This window comes from Streptomyces sp. ME02-8801-2C (assembly GCF_033793965.1).
Classification (GTDB): Bacteria; Actinomycetota; Actinomycetes; order Streptomycetales; family Streptomycetaceae; genus Streptomyces.
The window spans coordinates 1-946 of record NZ_JARAXP010000055.1 but is presented as its reverse complement, the minus strand read 5'-3'; the positions used below and the strand labels follow the sequence as shown (position 1 = coordinate 946).

Below are 946 nucleotides of genomic sequence, written 5' to 3'. Positions count from 1 at the left end.
GGAGTGTGTTCGCGTTCCTCGCCGAGCATCGCGAGGTGCTGTTCCCACCAGGGATGTTCACCGACATGTACCCCTCGTCCAACGGCCGTCCGAGTCTGCCGCCGCAGGTCCTGGCCGCGACGGTGGTGCTGCAGAGCCTGCACGGGCTGTCGGACTTCGAGACGGTCCAGGAGCTGCGCTGTGACCTGCGGTGGAAAGCGGCCTGCGGGCTCGGCCTGTATGACACGGCGTTCGATCCGTCGCTGCTGACGTATTTCCGGCGCCGTTTGCGTCATTCGGCCGATCCGACGCGGATCTTCGCCAAGGTCAAAGAGGTCGTGGCCGCGACCGGGGTGCTCAAGGGCAGGCAGCGGCGTGCTCTGGACTCCACCGTCCTCGATGACGCGGTGGCCACCCAGGACACCGTCACCCAGATCATCTCCGCGGTCCGCCGGGTGATCCGCGAGGTGCCCGGGGGCGGGGAGACCGCGGCGCAGTGGTGCGCGGCGCACGATTACACCGGTCCGGGCAAGCCGAGGATCGCCTGGGACGACGAGCAAGCGCGCGCCGCGCTGGTCGACGCGCTGGTCACCGACGCGATCAACCTGCTCGGACACCTGCCCGAGCAGGAACTGGGCGAGAGGGCGGCGAACGCGGTGGGCCTGCTGGCCCTGGTCGCCGGGCAGGACGTGGAGCCGGCCGAGGACTCCGATGGACGCGACGGGCGCTGGCGCATCGCGAAGCGCACGGTGGCGGACCGGACCGTGTCCACCGTCGATACGGACGCGCGGCACATCCACAAAAACCGCACCCGCCACCAGGACGGTTTCAAAGGGCATGCCTCCTTCGAGCCGGAGACCGGGCTGTTCACCGCGGTTGCCCTCACCAGTGGCTACGGCCCCGACAACCATGAGGCCGCTGTCGCGGCCGATCTGCCGGCCGACGAGGACGAGGGCAGTGAGTTAAC

General features: G+C 69.5%; 1 protein-coding gene. It reads left to right on the top strand.

The annotated features are described in order from the left end of the window. A partial coding sequence (locus PV396_RS44910; protein WP_319214168.1) for a transposase occupies window positions 1–946 on the top strand: 946 nt, incomplete at both ends.